This window comes from Zunongwangia sp. SCSIO 43204 (assembly GCF_019904275.1).
Lineage (GTDB): Bacteria > Bacteroidota > Bacteroidia > Flavobacteriales > Flavobacteriaceae > Zunongwangia > Zunongwangia mangrovi.
In genome coordinates, this window is the sequence record NZ_CP063204.1 from 1,382,970 (window position 1) to 1,402,864 (window position 19,895).

At 35.4% G+C, this 19,895-nt stretch carries 18 protein-coding genes; 4 read left to right on the plus strand and 14 right to left on the minus strand.

Annotation, left to right across the window (positions count from 1 at the left end; all coding sequences use genetic code 11):
• Positions 1-162: 162 nt before the first annotated feature.
• Both cas9 and INR75_RS06170 read right to left on the minus strand, forming a co-directional pair.
• Positions 163-1,107 carry a type II CRISPR RNA-guided endonuclease Cas9 gene (gene cas9, locus INR75_RS20400; RefSeq protein ID WP_255584654.1) on the minus strand — a complete coding sequence of 315 codons (945 nt, stop codon included), beginning with the start codon at positions 1,105-1,107 and terminating at the stop codon, positions 163-165.
• 535 nt (positions 1,108-1,642) lie between these two features.
• On the minus strand, positions 1,643-1,873 hold the full coding sequence (locus INR75_RS06170; RefSeq protein WP_223091197.1) for a helix-turn-helix domain-containing protein: 231 nt from the start codon (positions 1,871-1,873) through the stop codon (positions 1,643-1,645).
• Between the two features lie 442 nt (positions 1,874-2,315).
• Between INR75_RS06170 and INR75_RS06175 the strand changes: the two genes are divergently transcribed.
• Together INR75_RS06175 and INR75_RS06180 are read left to right on the plus strand one after the other, a co-directional pair.
• Complete coding sequence (locus INR75_RS06175; RefSeq protein WP_223091198.1) at positions 2,316-3,104, plus strand: RNA polymerase sigma factor; 789 nt, start codon at positions 2,316-2,318, stop codon at positions 3,102-3,104.
• 2 nt (positions 3,105-3,106) lie between these two features.
• Positions 3,107-4,204: a hypothetical protein gene (locus INR75_RS06180; RefSeq protein WP_223091199.1), complete on the plus strand. Its 1,098-nt coding sequence runs from the start codon at positions 3,107-3,109 to the stop codon at positions 4,202-4,204.
• Positions 4,205-4,901: 697 nt separating this feature from the next.
• On the opposite strand, the gene INR75_RS06185 is transcribed toward INR75_RS06180, so the two are convergent.
• From INR75_RS06185 to INR75_RS06230, 11 genes are all read right to left on the minus strand, one after another.
• Positions 4,902-6,106, minus strand: a protein-coding gene (locus INR75_RS06185) for an IS3 family transposase (RefSeq protein ID WP_086026153.1) whose coding sequence is annotated in 2 segments (ribosomal slippage) — positions 4,902-5,827 and positions 5,827-6,106 — 1,206 coding nt in all. Because the reading frame shifts where the segments join, the coding sequence is not laid out codon by codon here.
• A 195-nt stretch (positions 6,107-6,301) separates the two neighbouring features.
• Positions 6,302-6,613 (minus strand): DUF6730 family protein, encoded by a 312-nt coding sequence (locus INR75_RS06190; protein WP_223088902.1) that lies wholly within the window; start codon positions 6,611-6,613, stop codon positions 6,302-6,304.
• A 12-nt stretch (positions 6,614-6,625) separates the two neighbouring features.
• Positions 6,626-7,495: a relaxase/mobilization nuclease domain-containing protein gene (locus INR75_RS06195; RefSeq protein WP_223088903.1), complete on the minus strand. Its 870-nt coding sequence runs from the start codon at positions 7,493-7,495 to the stop codon at positions 6,626-6,628.
• Entirely contained in the window at positions 7,492-8,013 is a 522-nt protein-coding gene (gene mbpA / locus INR75_RS20405; RefSeq protein ID WP_255584523.1) for a mobilization protein MbpA, read from the minus strand. Before mbpA ends, INR75_RS06195 begins: the two co-directional genes overlap by 4 nt.
• Positions 7,988-8,851, minus strand: a complete 864-nt coding sequence (locus INR75_RS06205; RefSeq protein WP_223091200.1) for a toprim domain-containing protein — start codon at positions 8,849-8,851, stop codon at positions 7,988-7,990. Before INR75_RS06205 ends, mbpA begins: the two co-directional genes overlap by 26 nt.
• 217 nt (positions 8,852-9,068) lie before the next feature.
• Positions 9,069-10,085, minus strand: a complete 1,017-nt coding sequence (locus INR75_RS06210; RefSeq protein ID WP_255584656.1) for a virulence-associated E family protein — start codon at positions 10,083-10,085, stop codon at positions 9,069-9,071.
• A 170-nt stretch (positions 10,086-10,255) separates the two neighbouring features.
• Entirely contained in the window at positions 10,256-10,546 is a 291-nt protein-coding gene (locus INR75_RS06215; RefSeq protein ID WP_223088906.1) for a helix-turn-helix domain-containing protein, read from the minus strand.
• 202 nt (positions 10,547-10,748) lie between these two features.
• Entirely contained in the window at positions 10,749-11,462 is a 714-nt protein-coding gene (locus INR75_RS06220; RefSeq protein ID WP_223088907.1) for a hypothetical protein, read from the minus strand.
• The gene (locus tag INR75_RS20410) at positions 11,452-11,655 is read right to left on the minus strand and encodes a tyrosine-type recombinase/integrase (protein WP_370629903.1); all 204 of its coding nucleotides are present in this window, start codon (positions 11,653-11,655) and stop codon (positions 11,452-11,454) included. The genes INR75_RS06220 and INR75_RS20410 overlap by 11 nt, the downstream gene beginning before the upstream one ends.
• A gap of 131 nt (positions 11,656-11,786) precedes the next feature.
• Positions 11,787-11,969 carry a phage integrase SAM-like domain-containing protein gene (locus INR75_RS20415; protein WP_370629904.1) on the minus strand — a complete coding sequence of 61 codons (183 nt, stop codon included), beginning with the start codon at positions 11,967-11,969 and terminating at the stop codon, positions 11,787-11,789.
• Positions 11,970-12,688: 719 nt separating this feature from the next.
• Positions 12,689-13,768 (minus strand): phosphatidylinositol-specific phospholipase C1-like protein, encoded by a 1,080-nt coding sequence (locus INR75_RS06230; protein WP_223091201.1) that lies wholly within the window; start codon positions 13,766-13,768, stop codon positions 12,689-12,691.
• Positions 13,769-14,205: 437 nt separating this feature from the next.
• Here INR75_RS06230 and INR75_RS06235 point away from each other — a divergent pair, with 437 nt between their 5' ends.
• Both INR75_RS06235 and INR75_RS06240 read left to right on the plus strand, forming a co-directional pair.
• Complete coding sequence (locus INR75_RS06235; protein ID WP_255584658.1) at positions 14,206-17,205, plus strand: TonB-dependent receptor; 3,000 nt, start codon at positions 14,206-14,208, stop codon at positions 17,203-17,205.
• 3 nt (positions 17,206-17,208) lie between these two features.
• The gene (locus INR75_RS06240; RefSeq protein WP_223091203.1) at positions 17,209-18,972 is read left to right on the plus strand and encodes a RagB/SusD family nutrient uptake outer membrane protein; all 1,764 of its coding nucleotides are present in this window, start codon (positions 17,209-17,211) and stop codon (positions 18,970-18,972) included.
• Positions 18,973-19,157: 185 nt separating this feature from the next.
• Here INR75_RS06240 and gntA read toward each other — a convergent pair whose 3' ends face one another.
• Positions 19,158-19,790 (minus strand): guanitoxin biosynthesis heme-dependent pre-guanitoxin N-hydroxylase GntA, encoded by a 633-nt coding sequence (gene gntA / locus INR75_RS06245; RefSeq protein ID WP_255584702.1) that lies wholly within the window; start codon positions 19,788-19,790, stop codon positions 19,158-19,160.
• Positions 19,791-19,895: the final 105 nt, after the last annotated feature.

Sequence of the window (19,895 nt, forward strand, 5' to 3'; positions counted from 1 at the left end):
ACTTTGGTATCTGGGCGATCAGCAAATTTAGAATGTACTTTCCCCCCGTCTTTATTTACACGGTCAAGAATTGTTTTAAGCTTAAAATCAGTTCCGCTTTTAAGAAATAAAGGATAGATTTTTTCTTTAAGATATGCCTCTAGTTCTTCTCCTTCCGGGGCTTCAATTTTTAAATTGTTGATGAATATCCAGGTACGGTATTCTTCGTATAGCGGATGGCTTATGGGAGCCCTTCTTTTGTTTTTGTCGTAAGTACATAAGCCTATTAAACCTTTTTTGTGTGCGCAAAGGACGTTGCCAGATGATTGCCTTGTGAAGTTTCTTGTAATCGACATCACTTAGTTCTTGAATCCTACAAATTTCCTTTAGCTCATTTTCATAATCTTTCCTAAGATTATAGCGTTGGCGAATGCGTACTTTCTCATAGTTCTTAGAATGTTCTTTTTGATAATGGTAAAGTGCCGCACCTAAACTTTTATAGGTGTCTATATATCCCGCTATTTCATCCCGTCCTTTTGTGCTTCCGTCTTTGGAGCCTTGAAGCATGGTTTTTGCTTCTTCTTCATCTCGACCTTTGAACCCCCTTCTTTGTACCAAATGATAAAAAACACGACCAAGCACTTCAGGGTTTTCCTGAAATACTTTTTTGTTTTTTTTCAATTCACTTATAGCTTTTGCCCTAAAAAGGTAATAACTTTCGTGTTTATCTCCCCCGAGAAGGTGAAAATCTGGTTTGCCATCGCCATTAAAATCGAACCGAAGCCAATTCAAAAATTCTTCGGTTTGAGGATATTGCCGTTTGTCTTTCTTAGAATATTTTCTCCACTCATTAAGTTCGTTGATACTTAGGGGACACATTTTTTGTTGAATGAGGTACTCCAGCAATTTCCATTTTCTATATTTTTCAGCTTGGTAATTCCTACGTATCCCACGGCTTTCAGTACGTTTCTTAACCTTAGGGAATTCAATTCCTTTTTCTTCTCCTACACCTTTATTAAAGATCAATACTCCACTTCTAATGATTTGATTGGCAATTTCTGTAGTGTCCCTAATGGCCCATCCAATGGAGTTTGTGCCAAGGTCAATTCCTAAGGTTAAGTCGCTCATAATTTAATTCTTAAATTTCAAATTTATTTGTTTTTTCTTTGTCTCAGAGAGAGAAAGTTATTTGTGCACAAATAATTGAATTTGGTGATCCAAATCCATTTTCTAATCTATATTTAGATTTATCTCTTTTTAAATCTTTTGTACAGACTTAAATTGTACCTGTACATGCTGTATGTTGTGGATTGCTTAATTTTTTCTATATTTACAATCTGAAAAGCAATTCACAATAAGGCTATAAGCCGAAGAAAAATCTTAAATCCTGCGTACTTCCGTGGGATTTTGTTTTTTAAAAATATGATTTTTTTGAAAAAAACATTACGGTTTTCCATAAAATATAATTGTTATTAAGTAATTCAGAATTCTATATCAATTCTAGAAAACAAAATCTCTGAACTTATAAAATCTGAACAATCGAAGTTTTTTATGCGGAGAAAGATGAGATTAAATATTATCAAGAACTATAAACAGAATTTAAAAGAAGGAAATGAGATTCTACAATTATAGATTCTAAAAAATCAGATTTATGTAATGTGATCTATTTAATGCCTTTTTCTGGCCAAAAATCTTTTGGAGAACATTCTAAAATAATGGCAAGTTCATTTAAATGATTGAGATTATATTTTGCTCTGCGCGTTTGAGATTCTACATGAGAAATAAAACTATCGCTAAGCCCTAGCTTTTGAGATAAAGCTATTTGAGAGAAGCCTTTTTCTTTTCGCTTCTCTTTTACCTTACTAATTATATAAGTCTCTATTTTGCTAGCCATAGTCGATTATTCGACCATACAATTAGAAGCTTATTTATAATTTTAACAAAGGTACATGTACCTTTAATTGGATTTTTCTTTATATTTGAGTATCACTAATAATTAATGTTAGCATTTACATAGAAGCTATTGTAATTAGAAAGTTTATAGCACCATTCTTTTTCAGAGAGAAAAAAGTTAATTCCGTCATAAAATAAAACCAAACCTATAAGAAGAAACAAACCACCTTTTAATGAATTAGCCATTTAGTCTAGGCTAGAAGCCAGAAAGCCTTCCCTCGAGTTTGACAGCTGGTGAGGGAAGGCTTATGGCTTGATCAACTAATTAAAGACAAACAAAACCACAGCAATTATGAAAATTATAGACCATACCGAGAGACTCGTATTTATTATTAATACAGTATCCATTCGAAGATCTGATCCAACATTAAAAACTGTTGGCCATGGAACGTGATTTCAAACTCTTAAAACAAGGACATCCTGATGCCATAGAATTTATCTACGCCAGGCACAGTCGGCATATCTTCTTTATTGGCAGGCAGCTAATTCAAGATGAATTTGTTGTTGAAACGATCATGCAGGATGCTTTCCTAAAACTATGGATGCTTCGTGATACCATAGAGCGACCCGAACATGTGTTCTTTTTTCTACGTCATGTAGTAAAGAGGGAATGTACATTCTTTTATTGTCGTCCAAGAAATAAATTCTATCGTTCGATCAACCGCTTAGAATTTTATGAAAACTATCAGGATTATATGTACGGCTTTGATCCTGAAGCCGAAGAAGATCAGCATCTTTTGGATCAAAAGTCAGAGCAGGAGTATTATGACCGAATTAGAAATGTATTACCGTTTATAGAACCAAAGCGTAAGCAATTAATAGAGCTTTGTTTGAAATATGATTTTAAATATGCGATTATTTCCAAACTAATGGGCATAAGCGTTAAGCATGCCAGTAACGAAGTTTATTTGGCTATCGATGATTTAAAGCAAATTATTCATCGAGGAAGTAAACTAGATCAGTCGAATCATTCAACATCCGATTCCGTAAAGGAATCACAGGAAATGACCAATGAACAGGCAAAGGTGTTGAAATTGCGATGTGAAGAAAAGCAATCCTTTTCAAAGATTGCTGAAGAGCTACAACTTCCACAGAAGGAAGTCCACCGTCAGTTTATGATAGCCTATAAATTGATGCAGCAGAAACATGAAGAACAATTACAAACCGCTTAGTTATGGGTACTTCAACAATAAAACTTACTCGAAAAATTCAGTTACTGGTCGATCTTCCTACCCAGGAAGAACGTAAGGAGGCTTTGAGTAAATTATATGACTGGCAATATAATTGTTATAGGGCATCGAATCTTATCGTATCTCATTTATATATACAGGAAATGGCTCAGGAATTCCTTTACTTCTCGGAAGGGGTTCGGTATAAATTGCTGGATGAAAAGAAATCAGAAAATGGCATATTTAACCGATCACGGATTAATACCACCTATCGTTTAGTTTCAGATCGATTTAAAGGCGAAATGCCAACCAATATCTTAACACATCTGAATAGTACGTTGCTCAGTTCATTTCGACAAAACCGGGATGCTTATTGGAGAGGAGAGCGATCTGTAAAAAACTTTAAAAGAGATATGGCTTTTCCCTTTAGTTCCGAAGGAGTCTGTGGTTTAAGATACGATGAAGAGAAACATATTTTTCGGTTCCGCTTCTTTTCCATACCGATGGTGTTCTATTTAGGAAAAGACTATCACGAAACGCGCAAACTCTTACACCGATTAATGGAAGGAAAGCTTAAACTTCGAACCTCCCATTTAAAGTTGGAGAAGCACAAGATATATATGCATGCGGTTTTTGAATTTGAAAAGGAAAAACACAAGCTACAACCAGATAAGATAGCGGAGGCTTCCCTATCGATTGAATATCCGATCATAGTAAAGATAGGAAGAGCAAAGCTGGCTATAGGTTCTAAAGAAGAGTTTTTACATCGACGATTAGCGATTCAGTCAGCAAGAAAACGAGTGGAAGCAGGAGTAACTTATGCAAAATCAGGCAAAGGAAGAAAACGAAAAACAAAAGCCTTAGAGCGATTTAAAAATGCAGAATACAATTATGTACAGAATCGCTTACATGTTTATAGTCGGAAGCTCATAGATTTTTGTGTAAAGCACCAGGCTGGTACGCTTGTTTTGATGAACCAGGAAGAAAAAATAAGAATAGCCAAAGAGGAAGCATTTTTATTTCGGAATTGGAGCTATTACGATCTTACAATGAAAATAAAATATAAGGCAGAGAAAGCCGGAATTGAACTTATTATTGATTGATTTGAATTAGTTGAGGGTGGCTGTACACCCGTAAGGTGAGGTTATTAAATAGCAATCACTAAGTGCCTTGGCATCTACAGTGCGTGTGCATTTTTTATTAAAATTAGCTGATAACGAACAGTATAAAATGGAGATACAAATTTGATAGTTTTAAATGGAGGGTAATTGTATACCCATAAGGTGAGGTTACCTTTTTTAAACACTCACTAAATGTCCAAGCATATACAAAGGCGGAGCTACTTATTTTAAAAGATAAGTTTGCCACATTTATAATAATGTAGTTAGTCTAATTTTATTCTTCTTCTGCTAAACGAATAGCCTTGTCGATGATTAAATCAAATTCTTCCAGGTGTGTACATAGATTTATTTCAATTAGTAATTCTGAAATACAAATTCTCAAATCTTCTTTATGATATAAAAGATCCCTTAAGCCTTTTGACAAATGATTTTTATTAATTGTAAATTGGTAATTGAACCTGGGATTTCGACTTTGCTTTGACCTAATCATTTCCAGATATAGTAATTCGTAATTTATCTTGGAAGAGTATAATTGTAAATTTTCAATAGTATCAAAAAACAATTGGAACTGATGAGATCGTAGTTGTTCTTTATTTGATTTTTCAGGGGACATTTTTAATCTGTAATTCTAAACTTCAAGTTGGACTTGCAACAAAAAACTGGACAAATAGTTGAATGACTACGCTGCTAGTTTAAGGTTATACATGTCTAATTCAAATTCTCTTATAGTTCTATTTCCTAAAAAGGAATGTCTTCTTCTATTATTATACCAAGTTTCTATCCATCCAAAGATGGATAACTCCGCTTCAGATCTCAACTTATAATTGTGCCTATAAACCCATTCTACCTTTAATGATTTAAAGAACGATTCAGCAATGGCATTATCCCAGCAATTACCTTTTCTGCTCATAGATTGGTTTACTAAGCCATTGTAACTTTTAATTAATGAGGTAAACTTATGGCTGGCATATTGTATACCTCGGTCGGAATGAAAAATTAAAGACTGGGTTAAAGTAGTTTTCTTTATAGCCATATGCCAAGCCTTAATAATAGTGTCTTCTGTACTTAGATTATCGCTTAGAGCCCATCCAACAACTTTGCGGTTAAACAAATCAATAATGACAGTAAGGTATAACCAGCCCTGTTTGGTTTTGATATAGGTTATATCGCTTACCCAAACTTGATCCTGTCGGCTTACTTCAAAGTTTTGGTTTAATAAATTAGGAGCTATGGGGTAATTATGTTGACTATATGTGGTTGCTTTAAACTTACGTTTTCGTTTTGCAAACAAATAATTAGCACTCATAATACGTGCAACTCTAGGCTTTGATATTTTATAGCCTAATGTCTCTAGTTCTGTTTTTATTCTAGGTGAACCATAGCTTTGAAAGCTATCTTTAAATATAGATTTAATAAGCCCAGTTACCTTTTGATTTTCTAACCATAATTTACTTGGTCCCGATTGTAACCAATGGTAATAGCCACTTTTGCTTACTTTCAATATTTTACACATCGTCTCGACAGGAAATCTCATAAGGTGTTGTTTTATAAACCTGTATTTTTCTTGTCGCTCGCGGAGAAGATGCTGATGGCCTTTTTTAAGATGTCTCGTTCTAACTCGGCTTCTTTTAATGCCTTTTTTAATCGGGCTATCTCTTTTTCTTCATCGGTCATTTTAGGATTACCACGGCCAGGGAAACTGTTGTTACCGTAATCTTTTAACTCTCTACGCCAACGGTAAAGTACAGATGGAAATATATCCAAGTCTTCACATACTTGTTTTACATTGCCTTTAGCATAACTTAACTCGACTGCTTTTTGTTTAAATTCTAAGGTGTAATGTTTAGATTTTCTTCTCATAATTGCTAAGGTAATAACTAGCAAAAATATTCTCTCAACTTAGTGTCCGGTCTAATGTAGTAATTCCAAGTACTAAAGGCAAATTTAGAGATAATCAAAATTGACCTTTAACATTATTTCTCTTTTGTTTAACATAATTGAGAATTTCCTTATCAATACTACAGTAATTCATATCTTTGGTTCAGATTAAAAAATGCTGCTACTACAGCAGTTCAATCATTATTTCTTAAGATCAAGAATCAAAATCACAACTCCAATAACATTCAAACTCAAAGACACAAAGAAGACAATCAGTGCCCATTTCGGATAGATCTTCGCCTCTTTGATCGTATCGGATAATTCCGCAGAAATCCGTTCATATTCGTTCTTTTCAAAATCCAGCGTATCTTCCAGACTTGAAAGTCGTCGTATCAGGTCTTTAGTATCCAGGTGAATCCCCTGCGAGTGAATTTCTTCCAGTCGTTTCATATGCTGCTCGAAGCTTGCCAGCTCAGCGCATAATAATTCCGATAGTTCATCAATTTTTGCCATAATTCAAGAGGTTTAGTATCCGATATCCAAGCCTTTAGATATGGACTTTTTAATAACTTTTTTTGCGATTTCTTTTAATAGTTTTAAGCTGATTTGCACCGGTTCCGGGCTTTTCGCCAGTCTAATCGCTTTGTTGAGTTCTTTGAATTTTTCGATACCATGTTCCCGTGCCATTTGCTTTCCGATATTGGACATACTCATGGAACGATGCACGGCGCTTCCTTTGAGGCTATGCCCATCAAATTCAAACCGAAAGCCCTGTAGTTTTTGTTGCTTATTGATAAAGGGAATCGCTTTTACACCATTGGTTTCCATCCCGCGCATGTAGGCTTTATACGTTTCCGGTTTAAATTGTTTCATGGTCAGCTCATGCCGACGTTTAATTTCCAAACGAATATCGGTAAGATTGATCTCTCGTATAAGCTGTACCTCGCGAACGGTGGTCAGTTGATGTTCATGAGCAACCCGCTCGGCAGCATGTTGACTACGTTTACCAATAAAATTATCCTTATAGGCACGACCATCAAAATCAATCCGGTTCACATACAGGTGCACATGTTTATGCTCTTTATCCTGATGCACAAAAGCAATTGCCTGTCGCTCGCCCAGGTTCATTTCCCGCATAAAGTCTTTGGTCAGTTCTCCAAGTTTACGCTGATCCAGTGTCCGTCCATCTTCAATGGTAGGACTCAGGACAAAGGACAGCGTATTACGTTCACAATGCTCATTCAGCTTTTGGATCTGTTCAAACTCGCGGCTAATTTCCTGCGGGGAATCTCCCACAATATTTTGAGCGTAGACAATCTCTGCCTCCTTCTCCTGGTTCCAACCATACTTCATGGAAGCCTGAGTATGACTAATGGATTTTCCTTTACCAATCATAGATCCAGTTTTTTAAGATGTTTCTTCATGGCCTCGGCCAGCTTATAAACTTCAGCCGATAATCTCGGATCCCGTTTTCGGAACATATTCCCGATCGACTTAAAGTTGTTATGGAATTTCACCAGGTCTTTATAGATGGCAATATGATCATCGCTCATCCGCTCATTAATAGGCAGATCCATGGCTGATTTTCGACAAAATTCACTAAGGCTTAATCCCGATCTTTTAGCCTTGATGTTCAGTAGCTTTTTCTGGTACAGCGTACACCTGAATTTGATTAAGGAAGTCTTCCCCTTAAACCTCTCTTTTTTTTCATTGCGACCATGGGGAGCAATCAAGATTGTGTCCACAGACACACATCTTGAATTAGGATCTATATTAGAATTTTCCGTTTGATGGGAACCCGTGTCCCCATCATTGAAAATCCTCGTTTTGCCTTCCCTTTTTTTTAGCTTTTCAAAGCTTAAGGAATAGGAGGATTTCTTTTCGCTTTCAAAGGGTATTTTCTCGTCGAACATGGCAAAGTTTTTCGTTAAGATCTTTATGTGGATAAAAGCGATATCTCAGGTCGATGGCCTGAGCAAAGTGTTCTAGTAAATACGAAGTCATACGATCTCCCGCAGGGTCATTATCCAGGTAGAGATATATCTTGGAATAGGAGGGAAGCAATCCCATTAGTTGCGGAACACAAGCCAGAGAATTTAGTATCACATGATCCATTTTTTCAAAAGACTCTTTCTCTAAAACTCCCAGAGACAAAAAATCAAACATACCTTCGGTGATACAAAGACTAGTATGATTCCAGCAAATGTGGGTATAGGATTTCGGAGCGATTACAGTTTTGAAATAAGCATTTCGAAGTTCCCACCCCTTTTTGTGATTTTTAAGTCCCAGACTAAAATAGATACCACTGCGAACCTTATAGGTCACCTCCTCCAAAAAGCGTGAAGCTAACAGCATGGGAATCCCACGTTGCATGATATAATCCTGTAAGGCGTTTGAGATAAAATGTGACGTTTTCAGTAATTTGATTTTTGGTTCATGTGAAATTTGAGCAGGCGGATTAAAAGAAAAGCTATACTGTGGGTTTTTTAGAAAGTTCAACGCCTCCTGGAAATTACAGGATTTCAAATTCATGATAAGGTCGATACTATTCCCACCTTTACTAAGACCGAAGTCGTACCAAAGGTTTTTTGTTTTAGATACGATAAAAGAGGCTTGCGTTTCTGACCGCAGGGGACTCAGAAACCAAGCTTCTTTTTCCTTTGTTTTGGTGGGGTAGTGCCCTAAAGACTTCAATAATTGAATAATATCTGTATTTCGGGCGCTACTCCACAATTCATTATTTTTTTTCATTTTTCTGAATTTAAGTTACCATCTTACCCAAGCCCCTTAAATACTAGGGGGTAGGTTGAATAATACCTGATTTTCGATCTTACCCATCTTACCCAAGGCCTTGTTTGGGTAAGTTGGGTAAGATGATTGGCAGCAGATCTTACCACAAGCTCAAGCCTTATGAATATTGAGTTAAACCTAAATGGGGTAAGATGGGTAAGTTATTTTTAATTAAGTTTTAGATATTTTCTAGCGGGGAGTATTTAAATGAAGGTTTAGCCAGGTAGCCATAGATTCGTCTCTTTTTATCTTTAACCCGCTCATATCCCTGTGCAGCTAACGCCCTACCCATGTTTACAACATTTAGTCTGTTGTTTACATGCTGTAATTTTGAGAGGATGTCGGTTGTCGTATAAAAGTCTTCTTCCTTCTGGCTGGGCGTATAGAATTTATTTAACAGTTCCTCTTCCATCGTCGCCTGTCGGTAGCTGTTATTGCGCAATTCATTTTCAGCAATATCTTTTGGCGTTAACTCGGGGCTAAAGTCAATATCCATATAGGCGAGCATAAAGGCCTGAGCCCATACCTGGTTAATATCAATTTTACGGCTATAATTAAAATCGATTTTTCCCAGGAGTTCAAAACATAGCCAGCGTACTGAACCCGTTTCATCATTTAAAAAGGTGGTACGGTTGGTCGAACCAATAAAAGAACAGCAACGATGCAGGCTGGTATTCTTGCGATCATAGGGAAGGCGCTCATTGATAATCGTCTTTGAAAAATAAGCCTTCAATGCATTGGTTTCTTTCCTGGCCAATACCGACAATTCATCGAGGTTGATCAGAAAGTTTCGGGTCAGTTGAATCCTTGCATCCTTGTCATTGCTTAGATCTTCCGCAATGTAATTTGATAATTTCGGAGGACAAAGAAAGCGGCACCAGGTAGATTTCCCGGAATTTTGTGCAGCATGGACAAGTACCAGGCATTGCTTATTGAAATATGCATCTTCCATCGCGCACTTTACACTTCTTACGAGCCATTTTCTAAAATGATAAAGAAAGGCTTTAGGTTCACGAAGAGGCAGGTAACTTGCAAGATCACTAATATGATCATTACCATTCCATTTTGGCAGCTCTTCAAAATAACTTTGTATAGGATTATATCTAGGTATCATATAAGATTTTAAAAAGATTTCTAATTTGGTAGGAGTCACTTCAATATTCGATCTGGCAAGTTCAATGAGTAGGGAGTTCATTTCAAACTCTTCCCATTTGCCCTGGCCTTTCAGTCGAATTTGGAATTCCTGGGCAATCTCATTAAAACGGATATCATTTTTTCAATGAGATAATCTTCCAGGTAATCATAAATGGTTTTCTTCTTTTGTTCTTCGGCCAGATATAATTTTCTGTTCGACGATTCCATGACTTATTGGAATTTTTTGTTTTTCGCGGTATATGAAATCGCTTCCTGTTCCAGATCACTCAAAGATTTAAAGGAATTCTGTAGTAACCATTCATCCAGTTTTTCCCGGGAGAAATAGATCATTTTTCCTCTAGGTTTGGAATACGGAATTTCTCCACGTGCAGTTAATTTGTAGAGATAACTTTTGGAAAGTCCGGTATATTCTGCAGCCTCTTCAAAGGACAATACCGGTTTGTTGGCGCGTATCATTCGTTCGATACGCTCTAATTTTTCAAGAATTTGTAAAGCATTCATGGTATTAAGTTTTAAGGGTTAATAATGACAAATAGCTTTTTCATTTGCTATTCGATTCTTATCTCAAACTTAGAAATAGCCTATACCCGTCCTGTCTACTATGTATACCAGGTATGTAAAATATTAGAAATTTAACTGTGAAAATTAGATCAGAAAGAGCAAATCAGAGCAGAAAATTGAAGTATAAAATGGAGTTGTGATATCAATCCAGACTTTTAAAAATTTTAGCAATTTCTTCGTGTTTTTTCGAAATCGGAGTTCTTAGGGTAGCGGTTTTGATAGTATTGTAGTTATACAATTTCCCATCCGGTCTTTTAATACACTTGGAGTACCTGAAAAATGCTTTTAAGCTAAGCCTGTTTTCTGGAAAACGTTTATTTAGAAAGTCATAGAATTCTCTACAGGAGGGCGCATCCAATTCAAAATAAATACTTGATTGGTGTTCATCCCAGGCTTTGGTCAGCACATTTTTCATATCTGTTAAGCTGGTCTTATCCATATTAATAAGATGATAGCGAACCAGGCCATTGTATAGCAACCGAATTTCTGCTTTGCTAATTTGAAGTTCAAAAGAAGTTAATTTTGAAGGTGACGGTTTCTGCTTTTCAGATGTAAACTGCTGAAGAAATACTAATCTCCAAGAAATTTGACAAAATACTACTGCCACTATAAAAGCAGAAGTTTCGATAATCAAGATTAGTGTAGATGTTGTTCGGTGGAATTGGTAGAATAGCAGATGCATGATACTAAGACCGATGAGATGCACTAAGATTCTCGGCTTTTCGATATCCGCATTCCAATTCAGGTTTTCATTCATAAAATAGCGTAGTACTATTTTACCATAATGGGCGAGGAGCAAGGCATACACATAAATAAACCCGGTTATATAAAAGAAGGTACCTAACTCATATAACATTGGTCGTTTGAATTTCAGGAATAAGCCTTGCCGCTTCTTTTTTCTTTTTATCTACCATTTTCGCATAGATCTGCGTAGTTTTAATTTCCTTATGTCCTAATACTTTAGATACCGTATAGATATCTGCACCATATTCCAGTAAAAGAACAGCATGGGTATGACGAGCACTATGAAGGGTAATATGTTTTTTTATAACCTGCCTTTTACTCTAGTTCAACAAGACTTTATGATAGATAACCCTATATTTAAAACCTTTAAAGACAGGATCTTCACTATCCTTTTCGATATCCCATAATAGCTCTAGTTTAATCATCGAGATATTTCTTAAAACCATAAACAAAAGATTGATACTTCATCAAAGGTGATGATCTTATGATTACAGTAAGCTTCCAGTTGCTTTTGTGCAGCGTGCCAGTTGTGGTAATTGGAGTGGCTTTCGTATCGTTCATCTTTTAATTGATTAAGGTAGACCAGAAAATTAATTTTTCCTTTCGATCGATTTTTAATACCATACTTTCCCTGGGCCTATTCCGCTCTACGAATCGACAAGATCTGTTCGGCTCTAATAATGGTCTCTTCATATTGTTTCTTCTCGTGACGATCTTTCGGCTCTATAAATAAATATTCCCGTAAGTGCAACATCACGATAATGTTTTGTTTTTTTCGTTTTTCAAGGTTTCAGAACCTTTATAATACTCGAGGTAGAGACTAAACTTTCCAGTGCTTAGTTTCTTTTTACGTAAACTGACTTTCATAAGGTGTGAATTTCCTTTGAAGGTAAACAACATCCTAAGAAGTGCTAAGCTTAGAAATGCTAATTAACATTCTAAGGCATTAGTTTTAAAGTATTTAAAATACAGTATGTTATAATCGTAAATAACGCAAAAAACAATAGCTGAAATTACATTTTATACGAGTCAAGAAGCAAGGATAAGAGCAAAAATATAACTCTAAATTATAAAAACGGTTGGAACTAAGATAGGTTAACAGCTTTTAGAGTTCCATCTTGATTAATCAGCAATCGATTCGAGAAGAACATTCAAGAAGCAATGCAGTTTCTTTAATTAAATTTAATTGCTATCGGATATTAGAATAATAATCTGGTCGATAATCTAGATCACTTTTTTACTAGTTCTGAATTTTCTTCATTATGCAACTATTGGTAAACGCTTGTGAGTACAGTTATAGACCTTGCATAATTCCGGTAATTAGCTCTATAGAAATAGTTAAGATTTACTATTTATAGGGTTTTTTCTATAAAAAATATTCTTTCCGAAGTCAATTTGATAGTCAGAGTCAAAGAACTTACTCGGAAGGTAGTAATCCGTTGTTATAATCTGTGCACCCGACTTTTTAGCGGTTTTAAAACGAGAATAATCATTATTTCTAGCTTCAGTAGTGTTTGCATCGGCTCTTGTTCTAATAATATACCCTTTTTTTACTAAATCTGATATTCGTTTATCATAGGGATCATTTATGATCATAGCCGCTGCTTCTGGAGAATTCTCCTTAGAATTGGTGAAACTTACTCTATCTTTTAAAGACGGATGATCTTTAATATAAAGTTCCATTTTTGCACCTTTAGTATCTAGTATAAACATAAATTTTCCTTTTGCTTCATCAATCGTTGGCCAATTTCCAACGGTTACAGCTTCATTTAAGGTTTTATAATCAGCTCTTATATCATCTGGAGTAATTATATGTTCTTTCCCCAAGGATTCTAGGATAATATCATCTAGTTCTTGGTAAGCTTCTGCAGTAAATGGATCAGGAGAGGTACCAAAATTATTCTCTTCACCATCTTTTGGTTCTAGGGTAATAAATATTGGTGTGTGATCCGGGTTTTCTTCGGACCAAGATTTCAAATCTTTAAGGCAGTTTTCAAAAAGGTAATATTGAGTTCTAAAATCTATATCAGGGATATGAATCATTTTAAAGCCGGGTTCCTCCAATTTGTTTTCAGGATCATATTTCGATTGATCTTCAGCTAAAGATAAACCTTTAGGGTTCGAGAATTTACCACCGTTTTTATCAATATAAACATCAACTTCTAAATTTCTAAGTCCCATGCTTAATTGCTGCAACATAGGAATATGATCGTATTGTAAACCTTTTAATCTTCCTAAAGAATCCTGACTTTCTAAATAAGCATATAAAGAGTCTTCAATAGCTTTCTTATAGCTATTATGAGATCCAATAACCTGAACTTGATTTATTTTTTGTTTGCTTTTCGGTTTATCTGAACAAGCAGAAATAAAGTAGATACAAATTAATGAGAATAGGACGATAGATAGTTTATTGACCATTATTTAATTTTTAGCGGATAAATCTAAATGTTTAGGGCGGCTTGAAAGTAATCAAAAGATTAAGTTGTGTTAAGAAATTAGAGGTTTACTACTTTATATAGCAAATTAAATGAACTAAATATTAAAAGAAAATTATTTAAGTATTTATGTGAGGTAAATAATTAAAACGAAAATAAGAATTTATTAAAGCTTTAATAAAATTAAAAAAATGTGAAAGAAATTAACATTCCCTTATTTAGCGAATTTAAAAAAATAAGCGAACCCTTTTTTACAAACTCAACATTTTAGGATGTATTAACAAATCAACACGGAAGAGAAAAAAAGAACCACAGTTGCTACCAACAACTGCGGTTATTAATTAAGCATTGTGCAACCAATTACTTAACTACATGTATTTTAAAATTACACAATTAAAACCGAAAAAAATAATTTTTGGAATGTCGGTTTTATTAGCTTCTCAAATAGCTACTGCAGGAAGCAGTATTTATATTGAGAATGCAAAAACTAAAATTAGTTCTAACAACTATCAACAAACTATTACCGGGACGGTTGTAGACGAAAAAGGAATGCCTTTACCAGGTGCAACCATTAAAGAATCCGGTACAGATAATGGTGTCGTTACCAATTTTGATGGGCAGTTTACTATAGAAGTTGCTGATAACGCAACTTTGGAAGTTTCCTATTTAGGCTTCAAAAGTATTCAGGTTAAAGCTAAGGATGGAATTACAATTACACTCGCTGCGGATGCCGCCAATCTTGATGAAATTGTCTTAGTAGGTTATGGTAAAAAAACAAAGAAAGATTTAACAGGAGCGGTGAGCCAACTTTCTTCAGAAGATTTTAAAAAGGGAGTGAATGTTTCTCCGGATAATTTAATCCAGGGAAAAGTTGCTGGTGTACGTGTGGTACAATCCAGTGGGGAACCGGGAGCGGGTGTAGATGTTTCAATTCGTGGGATTGGATCAATTCGTAGTGGTAGTACTCCATTATTTGTAGTAGATGGGGTGCCCCTTAGTAACGAGAATGTAAGTCCGGGTGGTCCAAATTTTGGGCTTGGAAACACTGCTGCAAAAAACCCGCTAAACTTTTTAAACACTAGCGATATAGCATCGATTACCGTTCTCAAAGATGCATCAGCTGCTGCGATTTATGGAGCTAGAGGCTCTAATGGTGTGGTAATTATTACTACAAAACAAGGAGAAAAAGGAGATGCTACAATTACTGTAGATTCTTATTTAAATGTAGCTAACGTAATAGATAAGGTAGATTTACTTTCCGCTGCTGAATATAGAAATGCTATCGACGATGAATCTTATGATCATGGTGGTAGTACAGATTGGCAGGACGAATTATTTAGAACCGCTGTCACGCAAAATCATAATTTCTCATTTGCAAAGCGAACAAAAAGTGGTAATTATTATGCGTCGCTTTCTCGTATGGATCAGGAAGGAATTGTGGAGACCAGTGATTTCAAAAGAACTACTGCTAGAATTAATGCGGAAGAATCTTTCTTTGATAATAAAAGATTGAAGGTAAAAATGAATCTTACTGCCAGCCAAATTGATGAAAACGGAATTCCAAACGGAGCAGATGCAGGTTCAGATGGTCAGGTAATAATGCATGCGTTAATGGCCAATCCAACACGTTCAGTTTTTGAGGAAGATGGGCATTACACAAATTTTAATATGAATGCACATTATAATCCGATGTATCTGTTGCATATCTATGAGGATAAAACCCAAACATTAAGAGTTTTAGGGAATATAGAAGCTACTTTCCGTATAATAGAAGGTTTGGATTATAAATTTAATTTAGGGATTGATCGCTCTACTTCAGAGAGAAATTCAACTATTTATCCGAACGTTACGGATAGAACTCCGCTAGGGGCTTACGTTCAGAACAATCTTGATTCCCAAAGTTCTTTAGTTGAACATTACTTAACCTATAATTTAGATCTTAACAAAAGTAATTTTGAAATTTTAGGAGGATTTTCGTATCAAAAATTTAATTTTTCTGGAACCTCATTTTCGACAACTAATATTAGTCTTATGGAAGAAGGTGTAGCACCGGAATATAATCCAGGGTATTCTGGAGAGCAATCTGGGGTTAGTGGTTATGCTCAGGAAAATGAATTACAATCCTACTTTGGCCGAGTTAATTATACTTATGATGACCGTTATTTAGTGACGGCGTCTCTGAGGGCTGATGGATCAACTAGATTCGGAGAGAATAATAAATATGGTTATTTCCCATCCTTTGCTTTAGGTTGGAATATCGATAAAGAATTATTTCTTAAAGGTTCTCAAGAAATAGATCAATTGAAACTAAGAGCCAGTTGGGGAGAAACGGGTAATCAGGAAGTTCAGAACAAAATCACTCAGGCAAGTTATTCACAGTCGGCTGCTGGCGGGTATTATTTATATAACGATTACAATTTAATAAATGGTGTTGTGGTCAATCGTACTGCAAATCCTGATCTAAAATGGGAAGTAGTTAGACAGTTCAATGCCGGAATAGATTTTAGTTTATGGAATAATAAATTGTACGGTTCATTAGATTATTACAACAAAACGACTACCGATGCGATTTTAAACATACCTTCTGAACCTTTAAGCCCAACAACTTCAGTTTGGAAAAATATTGAAGGAGAGATTGTAAACACAGGTTTTGAATTTACATTAGGATCTAATATTGTAAGCACAGAAGATTTTAACTGGTCCGTAGATATTAACGGAGCTACACTGAATAATGAAATCAAAAATTTACCGGTCTCTGAACTGTATTCTGGTAGTGTTGCCGGTCCTGGATTATCTGGAGTGGCTGCAAATATCTACAAAAGTGGTTATGAGGCAGGTTCTTTCTTTATGCTGAAACATCTTGGTTTCGATGAAAGTGGAAACGATATTTTTGAAGATATCAATAATGATGAAGTAATTAATAGTGACGACCGTCAGATTTTTGAAGGAGCTATTCCAAATTTTACTTTTGGTTTAAACACAAATTTAAGCTACGAGCGATGGGATTTAAGTATGGCATTTATCGGTCAGACAGGAGGTTATTTAGTTAATAATACCAATTTGGCATTAAACATTAATAATCTAGCTTCTGATAGAAACGTACTTTCTGAATTTTATGAAGATGGCGCAAATCCTCAAAATACACCACAGCTTTCTACTTTATATTTGGAGAAATCCGATTTCTTAAGATTAAATAATGCAAGATTGGGGTATACTTTTGATACTGCAAATCTCAATTGGCTTAAAGGTCTCAATCTTTATCTAAGCGCTCAAAATGTATTTACGATAACCAATTATTCAGGATTTGATCCTTTAGTGAATAGTCCCAGATCAACGGGAGGTAATCAATCTATAGGTATCGACTATACAACCTATCCATCTTCAAAATCTTACATGATTGGTGCAACTTTAAAATTATAACAAATGAAATCTTTAGATATAATAACTAAAACCATATTTACGATCTTTATCGGAGCAACTTTATTTAGTTGTACAGATTTAGAGGAAGAAGTAATAGATGAAGTAGTCGGAGGCAAAAGCTCCAGTCCCGAAAGTGCTATGGCAGCCGCATATGGCCAGCTAGCAGAAGGAACATTTACCGATCACGGTAATGTATTTGGACTTCAGGAATATCCAACAGACGAATGTATGCTACCAACTCGAGGTAGTGACTGGGGTGATGGCGGAAAATGGAGAGCCTTAACTGAATTTACCTGGGGAACGAACAATGCCGCAGTATCTAGTACTTGGAATGCGCTTAATAGTGGTATTACCAAGACACTTACAGCTATCGAATCTTTGGAAGCCAACCCAGATTACGAAAATTACGATCTATTTTTAGCGGAAGCTAGAGGTCTTTTAGCGCTATATATTTATAACACCATAGATTTATTTCAACAAGCACCTTATAGAGATCCATTTACAGAAAATGCTGAGTTAGAATTTCTTCAGGCAGATATCGAGATAGATAATTTAATTACAGAAGTAGAGTCTCTTATTCCAAATTTGGCGAACTTGGGAGAGCAAAGAACCTTTAATGCACGTTTTACTAAACAGGCAGCTTATGCTTTGTTAGCTGATATGTACTTAAACAGAGCCGTTTTAAAAGATAGATATAATGCTTCGTCTAGCTTTAATTTTACCGAAGCTGCAGTCGATAATGAGGGTAGCGATATGGACAAAGTGATTCATTATACTTCCTTATTGATTGAAGGAAATTTTAGTCTGGAAAGTAATTATTTCGACAATTTTGCCATTGATAATAAAAACGGTTCAGAAATTATTTTTGCTGTAGTGCAAGAAAACGATAACATCCGTAGAAGTGATAATGACTTTGCTTACATGTCTACTGGAAGAGCTCAAAAGCCCACACCAGATAATAGAGGAACAAATGCTTCTTGCGTAGAGCCTGAATTTTATTATACATGGGAAGGAAATCATGATGATCCTCGTTTTCACAGATATTATCAATATTCTGATGGAACATGGTTTATGAATGATGGTACGACCGGTAGTGTACCTGCAGAAGATGTACGTCCCGATACTGGTGGTAACTGGTTTCACTTTAACAGAGGATTGCAGGTCGGGCAGCAATATGGCCCAACTTTAGATGGCGAGGGAGGATTTAATATGACCTCTGATGGTAGAATTGCCATCAGTAAATTAATGATGGAGAAAAATACTACCATTGCTATGGATTACACACCAGAACTTGATTTCGATAACTCACTCTCTGCAGTGTTCAGTCAAGATCAGATTAATCGTGGTGTGAGAAACTTCAAATGGGAATTTGATCCTGAATATGGTAATGGTTCTAGTGCAGTAGATATTCCTCTTTACAGATTGGGCGGAATTTATTGTATGAGAGCTGAAGCCTATTTTCGTAAAGGGGAATCTGCAGCAGCACTACAGGATATCAATTTACTGAGAACTAGTAGAACTAGAGAGGCTTTATTCGACAATGCCCCTGGAAAACCAATTTCCTTTTTAAATGAAGAAACCCTATATAATGAAATTGGCTTCGAAATGTATTGGGAAATGTACCGCAGAAAACAAATGATTCGTTTTGGTACTTATGATGAACCTTATACGGCAAAAGCGGGAACAGAGCCTTATTTGAGAGTATTCGCTATTCCCCAAGAGACTATTGACGTTACAGATGGAATTTCCCAAAACATAGGCTATTAAGAATTTAATTTTGAACTAAAATTGAAAAGAGCGTTGGGGAGCGCTCTTTTTTTGTATTAATTCAGCAATGACTGTTAATATTTTATATTAATTAGAGGTCTAATTTGGGGTACTAATAAAGTACCATAGACAAATAATGATATATTTAAAACTTATAAAGGCTGCTTAAAAATTATGATTATATGTTATTTATTTTTAAATGGGCATTCCCAATGTTCAGAAACCTCACGGCCACTGTATTGCTTCGCTTCGCTATTAGCGCCAAAATCTTCCAGCATGGGATTTATTTTTCCTTGTAGTTTCCTATCCCTTTTTCTAATGGTATTTCGGACGCGAATAAAAGTTCCCATTTCCCTCAATTTCTCGAATTGCCAATGTAAATTGAAAGCTATTGCAGTAAAAGGACTGCGGCGTGCGAGTCTCGAACTGTTAGGATGTAAACCGACTATATAAAATGATTTTCCAGCAATGCTAAAACTAAAGTTTTCATTCGTCGGATCACTCTGAACTTGGGGATCCCAATCATACTCGTCAATGGAATTGAGTTGAATAAGCTGCTCCCACATATGCTCTTCGAACTGAATTTCGGTAAATTCCGGGCTATTAGGAAAAACTGCAATAAAAGTTTTGAATCCATTCGATTCAAAGTCATAATCTTCCAAGTAAGATTTTAAATCCTGATACAACTTTGTAGTTTCACCTACATTAGCTAGATTTTTATAAGTTTTTAAATAAACATCATCCATAGTAAAGACGGTTTTAGCCATAGTACATGGATGATCATTAGTTAATATAAATTTTGAGACTTTATCGTATATTTAGGTTCCTTGAGTTTTAAATTGGATAATTTTAGTTTATTAACTTCTGGAAAATTGGTGGTAGAGATCATGTTCTTTTTTTTCTAAATTAAAATGCTGGTTATT

Coding starts and splice junctions, on each gene's coding strand:
- cas9 (WP_255584654.1), bottom strand. CDS start 1,107: ATGAGCGACTTAACCTTAGGAATTGACCTTGGCACAAACTCCATTGGA.
- INR75_RS06170 (WP_223091197.1), bottom strand. CDS start 1,873: ATGGCTAGCAAAATAGAGACTTATATAATTAGTAAGGTAAAAGAGAAG.
- INR75_RS06175 (WP_223091198.1), top strand. CDS start 2,316: ATGGAACGTGATTTCAAACTCTTAAAACAAGGACATCCTGATGCCATA.
- INR75_RS06180 (WP_223091199.1), top strand. CDS start 3,107: ATGGGTACTTCAACAATAAAACTTACTCGAAAAATTCAGTTACTGGTC.
- INR75_RS06190 (WP_223088902.1), bottom strand. CDS start 6,613: ATGGCAAAAATTGATGAACTATCGGAATTATTATGCGCTGAGCTGGCA.
- INR75_RS06195 (WP_223088903.1), bottom strand. CDS start 7,495: ATGATTGGTAAAGGAAAATCCATTAGTCATACTCAGGCTTCCATGAAG.
- mbpA (WP_255584523.1), bottom strand. CDS start 8,013: ATGTTCGACGAGAAAATACCCTTTGAAAGCGAAAAGAAATCCTCCTAT.
- INR75_RS06205 (WP_223091200.1), bottom strand. CDS start 8,851: ATGAAAAAAAATAATGAATTGTGGAGTAGCGCCCGAAATACAGATATT.
- INR75_RS06210 (WP_255584656.1), bottom strand. CDS start 10,085: ATGAACTCCCTACTCATTGAACTTGCCAGATCGAATATTGAAGTGACT.
- INR75_RS06215 (WP_223088906.1), bottom strand. CDS start 10,546: ATGAATGCTTTACAAATTCTTGAAAAATTAGAGCGTATCGAACGAATG.
- INR75_RS06220 (WP_223088907.1), bottom strand. CDS start 11,462: ATGTTATATGAGTTAGGTACCTTCTTTTATATAACCGGGTTTATTTAT.
- INR75_RS06230 (WP_223091201.1), bottom strand. CDS start 13,768: ATGGTCAATAAACTATCTATCGTCCTATTCTCATTAATTTGTATCTAC.
- INR75_RS06235 (WP_255584658.1), top strand. CDS start 14,206: ATGTCGGTTTTATTAGCTTCTCAAATAGCTACTGCAGGAAGCAGTATT.
- INR75_RS06240 (WP_223091203.1), top strand. CDS start 17,209: ATGAAATCTTTAGATATAATAACTAAAACCATATTTACGATCTTTATC.